Origin of the sequence: Plebeiibacterium marinum, assembly GCF_026013615.1 — a bacterium.
In the GTDB taxonomy this organism is placed as follows: domain Bacteria; phylum Bacteroidota; class Bacteroidia; order Bacteroidales; family Marinilabiliaceae; genus Saccharicrinis; species Saccharicrinis marinus_A.
Window position 1 is genome coordinate 1 of sequence record NZ_JAPDPI010000090.1, and the last position, 4,874, is coordinate 4,874.

At 35.4% G+C, this 4,874-nt stretch carries 6 protein-coding genes and 1 tRNA gene; 5 read left to right on the forward strand and 2 right to left on the reverse strand.

From position 1 onward, the window contains the following. Positions 1-222: 222 nt before the first annotated feature. Positions 223-1,074: an ATPase gene (locus OM074_RS20785; protein WP_301202624.1), complete on the forward strand. Its 852-nt coding sequence runs from the start codon at positions 223-225 to the stop codon at positions 1,072-1,074. Next, a complete protein-coding gene (gene murQ, locus OM074_RS20790; protein WP_301202625.1) occupies positions 1,071-1,895 on the forward strand; it encodes an N-acetylmuramic acid 6-phosphate etherase in 825 nt (274 codons plus the stop codon). The genes OM074_RS20785 and murQ overlap by 4 nt, the downstream gene beginning before the upstream one ends. A 20-nt stretch (positions 1,896-1,915) precedes the next feature. On the opposite strand, the gene OM074_RS20795 is transcribed toward murQ, so the two are convergent. Beyond that, on the reverse strand, positions 1,916-2,206 hold the full coding sequence (locus OM074_RS20795; RefSeq protein ID WP_301202626.1) for a DciA family protein: 291 nt from the start codon (positions 2,204-2,206) through the stop codon (positions 1,916-1,918). A 10-nt stretch (positions 2,207-2,216) separates the two neighbouring features. Then, a complete protein-coding gene (gene recF, locus OM074_RS20800) occupies positions 2,217-3,326 on the reverse strand; it encodes a DNA replication/repair protein RecF (protein WP_301202627.1) in 1,110 nt (369 codons plus the stop codon). Between the two features lie 160 nt (positions 3,327-3,486). Here recF and OM074_RS20805 point away from each other — a divergent pair, with 160 nt between their 5' ends. From OM074_RS20805 to OM074_RS20815, 3 genes are all read left to right on the forward strand, one after another. Then, on the forward strand, positions 3,487-4,179 hold the full coding sequence (locus OM074_RS20805) for a tetratricopeptide repeat protein (protein ID WP_301202628.1): 693 nt from the start codon (positions 3,487-3,489) through the stop codon (positions 4,177-4,179). 86 nt (positions 4,180-4,265) lie between these two features. Next, on the forward strand, positions 4,266-4,760 hold the full coding sequence (gene ribH, locus OM074_RS20810; protein ID WP_301202629.1) for a 6,7-dimethyl-8-ribityllumazine synthase: 495 nt from the start codon (positions 4,266-4,268) through the stop codon (positions 4,758-4,760). Positions 4,761-4,783: 23 nt separating this feature from the next. Beyond that, a tRNA-Tyr gene (locus OM074_RS20815) sits at positions 4,784-4,866 on the forward strand. The last annotated feature ends 8 nt before the right edge of the window (positions 4,867-4,874 follow it).

Here is a 4,874-nt window from a genome sequence, read left to right on the forward strand (position 1 = left end):
CTTCCCCTTTAGAGCCTGTCCCGAACTTGTATTCGGGAGGACTGAGGGGTGTGGGTGGGCTAACAAAAATTTCAGCAGTTTTCTTGCCAACACTACTTAATTCTACTCCTTGCAAATTGAAGCCCCCAATTTAATAAGAATCCTGAAGTTAACATTTAAGATTATTGATGTTTTATTACCTTCACATTCTATAAACAAGAAATAACAATCCAAGATAAAAACATGATTCTTATAGCAGACAGCGGCTCTTCCAAAACCGAATGGCGAATAATCAGTAACAAAACAGATAATGAGGGAACGTGTATAACCCAGGGCATCAACCCTTTTTACCAGGATCAAAAAGACATAAGTAAAAGTTTGGAACGTGAATATCTAATCAATAAGAACATAAAGGAAATTTATTTTTACGGGGCCGGGTGTACCAATGATGAAAAAAAGAATGTTGTCAGAAATTCATTAAGCAATTTTTTCAACACTAAAAAGATAAACATAAACACCGATCTTTTAGGAGCTGCTCGCTCTTTATGTGGCAACAAAACCGGAATTGCATGCATTTTAGGAACCGGTTCTAACTCATGCTTATACAATGGTACAGAAATCACCCAAAACACCCCTCCTCTGGGTTTTATCATTGGCGATGAAGGAAGTGGTGCCGCTTTGGGCAAAAAAACAATAGGCAACATCTTAAAAAATCAGCTTCCCAAAAATATCATTGATCTGTTTTTTAAAGAATATCAAACTACCCAATCAGAAATACTAGACAATGTATACAAAAGGCCATTCCCTAACAGGTATCTGGCAAAATTCTCCTGTTTTTTATCAAAATACATTGAATTTGAAGAACTTGAAGCAATTGTCATATTATCCTTTAAGGAATTTATAGAAAAAAACCTTCTACAATATAAAGATGTTGAAAAAATGAAAATACACTTTACAGGAAGCATTGCCTATCATTTTAAACCTCAACTAATAAAGGCATTAAATGCTTTCAATTTAAACCCGGGACAAATACAAAAAAGTCCTGTTGAAGGATTAGCAAAATTCCACTCTCAACCAAATCAATTCCACGTATGAGTACATCAAATAAAAAAGCAAAAGTAACTGAATCTCCATCTAATTACGACAACTTGGAGAATATGTCGACAACAGACCTCTTAAATGGCCTGAACAAGGAAGATGCTACCGTTCACAAAGCTGTAAAAAAGGTGCTCCCGAAAATAAAAAACCTAATTGACGAAATTGTTGTAAGAATGAAACAGGGAGGACGCATATTTTATTTGGGAGCAGGTACCAGTGGTCGACTGGGTGTTTTGGATGCTTCTGAGCTCCCTCCAACTTTTGGGATTCCTGATAATATAGTAATCGGTTTAATTGCCGGTGGCGACACGGCCCTAAAAAAGGCGGTTGAAGCAGCTGAAGATGATTACAGTATGGCATGGAAAGAACTCTCATCCTATAAAATTTGCCCTTTAGATACTGTAGTTGGAATCGCTGCATCAGGAAGCACCCCCTATGTTATTGGCGGAATTATAGAAGCCCGTAAAAACGGGATTCTTACAGCATGTATCACTTGTAATCCTGACAGTGAAGTTGCAAAAGAAGCTGAAATTGCCATAGAAGCTATAGTTGGACCTGAATTTATAACCGGCAGCACCCGATTAAAGGCCGGCACCGCACAGAAAATGATTCTTAACATGATTACAACCACCATAATGATCAAGCTTGGACAAATAAAAGGAAACAAAATGGTGCATATGCAATTAACAAACAAAAAGCTTATTGAACGAGGAATAAAAATGATTATGGATGAGACAAACTTAAATTATGCAAAGTCAAAAGAGATGCTTCTAAAACATGGATCTGTTATAAAAGTCCTGCAAACTCTACATAAGTAACATTAATGGGTCGTAACACATCATCTGATCACAATTGCAGTCACAATCCTGTGACCAACTTCCTGATTTAAGGCATCCATAATCCTGTCTTTTAACATCAAAAGCTCATTCCTCATCACACTAGAGTTGATATTAAGATACAATGTACCCTGGTGCATGTATATTTGATTTGTTGCCCTGGCCACGGTACTACCTATCACCTTTTCCCAGGAGCGAACCACCCGGTTTTCCAACATCTTGTGATCTAACTGATCACTCTTCAATATTTGTGAAATAACTTCCTTTATTCTTACAGCTTCCTTCTTTTCCATAACTATTCTCTTATTTTTCTATTGAAGTAAATACCCCATCCTCTACAGCAAAAACTACGCTTTCTTTATCTATTTGTTGCAAAATTGGCAGCACCCGGTTCAATTGAGTATCGGTAATAAATATTTGATTAAAAGATTCTCCTCCAACCAATTCAATCAACCTATCCCCTCGTTCAGCATCAAGCTTATCAAAAATATCATCCAATAACAATATTGGTTTTGTATTTTTATGCTTGTCCAGAAACATAAATTGTCCCAGTTTTAAAGCTATCAAAAAGGTTTTCTTCTGCCCCTGCGAACCAATTTTCTTAATTGGATACCCATTAATACTAAACTCTACATCATCCCTATGAATTCCTTTTGTACTATAACCCAAAACAAGGTCCCGATTACGGCTTTCCTTAAGCAACTCCTCAAAATCCCCCTTTAGCAAATGAGATTTATACTCAAAATCAACTACTTCATTACTACCTGAAACATAATTGTACAACTCATGAAATATCTCTTTGAGTTCAATCAAAAATTGCTTTCGTGCCTGAGATATGCCTTGACCTAGCGAAATCATTTGCATATCCCATATATCCAGCATATTATGAGCCTCATTATTTAAAACCGAAATAGATTTTAAATAGGCATTGCGTTGTGATAACAGCTTATTATAAGAAATAAGATGCTCCAGATAACTTTTATCATATTGAGAGATAACACTATCAATATATTTCCGACGAAGTTCACTACCTTCAATAATCAAGTTCTCATCCTGAGGTGATATCATAACCAAAGGTAATGTACCTATATGGTTAGATAGCTTTTCATATTCCTTCTTATTTCTTTTAAATTGCTTTTTCTGACCTTTTTTAAACCCACAATAAATATGTTCCTCATTCCCATTCAAATCATAACTTCCCTGTATCACAAAGAAATCATTCTCATGCTTTATACTCTGACTATCGACAGGATTAAAAAAACTCTTGCAAAAGGACATATAATAAACAGCATCCAGCAAATTGGTTTTACCGGCACCATTATTACCAATAAAACAATTAATACCTTCACTCAGAGATAATTGAGCCGATTCAATATTCTTAAAATTTATTAGATGTAACTGCTTAAGATGCATATGTATTACCTTTAAGGACACAAATGTAACTAATCCACCATAAAAATTTCAATTTCAACCCAAATCAAAATCATTAAAAAAACTGAAATAATTTCTATCCACATATTTTGATTTTTTCACAAAACAATTACATTTGCGTAGCAATAAAAAATAATAATCCATGTCGAATAAGGAAAAAGAATATGCTACGGAAACTAGCATGGAAAACGTTGAACATGCGTTAAGCAAAACAGAGCAATTTATTGAAGATAACCAGAAAATGCTGACTATTATAATGTTTGCCATTATAATCATTGTTGGTGGGTACTGGGGAGCCAAGAAACTATATTTTGTACCACAAGCAAATGAAGCTCAGGAAATGATGTTTTTTGCTCAGGATTATTTTGAGAAGGACAGCTTTAATCTGGCTTTAAAAGGTGACGGAATGAACATGGGCTTCATAGAAGTGGCCAATAATTATAGCATCACTAAACCTGGTAAACTAGCTAAGTATTACGCTGGAGTATCTTACCTTCGTTTAGGCCAGTTTGACGAGGCAATTGAATATTTAAATAGTTTTTCATGTGATGATGAATTACTTAATGCTACTGCAAAAGGTGCTTTAGGTGATGCTTATTTGGAAAAAGGCGATATTGATGCTGCTATCAGCAATTATAAATCAGCTTCTAATGTAAATAACAGCGTTATTGCCCCAACATATTTATTTAAGCTTGGGTTGGTTTACGAAGACCAAAAAAAATATGATGATGCTGTTAAGGCATACAAAACAATAAAAGAAGATTTTGGAAAAAGCACTGAAAGCCGTAATATAGATAAATACATTACCAGGGCAGAGCTTTTAGCAAAAAAATAAGAATATTGTTAATTTATAACACAAAGAGGTTGTCAGTTTTGGCAACCTCTTTTATTTTTGCATAAAAATATAAATCATAAAAAATTATGGCTACAAGTCTAAAAAATTTATCTGATTACGATAAAAGCAAAATGCCTTCGGCAGCAAACATGAAGTTTGGCATAGTAGTTTCAGAATGGAATGAAGAAATAACAGAAGCTTTATGCGATGGGGCTATTAAAACTCTTGTTGAAAACGGAGCTAACCCTGAAAACATAATTAAGAAATATGTACCAGGCAGCTTTGAATTAACAAAAGGAGGCAAATATATGGCCGAATTGACAGATGTGGATGCGGTGATATGCTTAGGTTGCGTAATTCAGGGAGACACCCCTCATTTTGATTTTGTATGCAACGGCGTTACTCAAGGCATCACTCAATTAAATTTAGATTATTCTATACCTTTTATTTTTGGGGTCATCACCACACTTAACTTACAGCAAGCCAAGGACAGAGCAGGTGGCATCCATGGCAACAAAGGTGACGAAGCAGCAGTTACTGCAATAAAAATGATAAATATGAGTTGGAGTTTAAAAAAATAGTTTATATATTTGCATCCGCTTTTGGGGAGATACCAAAGTGGCCAACTGGGGCGGACTGTAACTCCGCTGACTTTCGTCTTCGTAGGTTCGAATCCTGCTCTCCCCACAAAACCA

Excerpts from the sequence above, each read along its gene's own strand:
- OM074_RS20785 (WP_301202624.1), top strand. The coding sequence starts at position 223 with ATGATTCTTATAGCAGACAGCGGCTCTTCCAAAACCGAATGGCGAATA.
- recF (WP_301202627.1), bottom strand. The coding sequence starts at position 3,326 with ATGCATCTTAAGCAGTTACATCTAATAAATTTTAAGAATATTGAATCG.
- OM074_RS20805 (WP_301202628.1), top strand. The coding sequence starts at position 3,487 with ATGTCGAATAAGGAAAAAGAATATGCTACGGAAACTAGCATGGAAAAC.
- murQ (WP_301202625.1), top strand. The coding sequence starts at position 1,071 with ATGAGTACATCAAATAAAAAAGCAAAAGTAACTGAATCTCCATCTAAT.
- ribH (WP_301202629.1), top strand. The coding sequence starts at position 4,266 with ATGGCTACAAGTCTAAAAAATTTATCTGATTACGATAAAAGCAAAATG.
- OM074_RS20795 (WP_301202626.1), bottom strand. The coding sequence starts at position 2,206 with ATGGAAAAGAAGGAAGCTGTAAGAATAAAGGAAGTTATTTCACAAATA.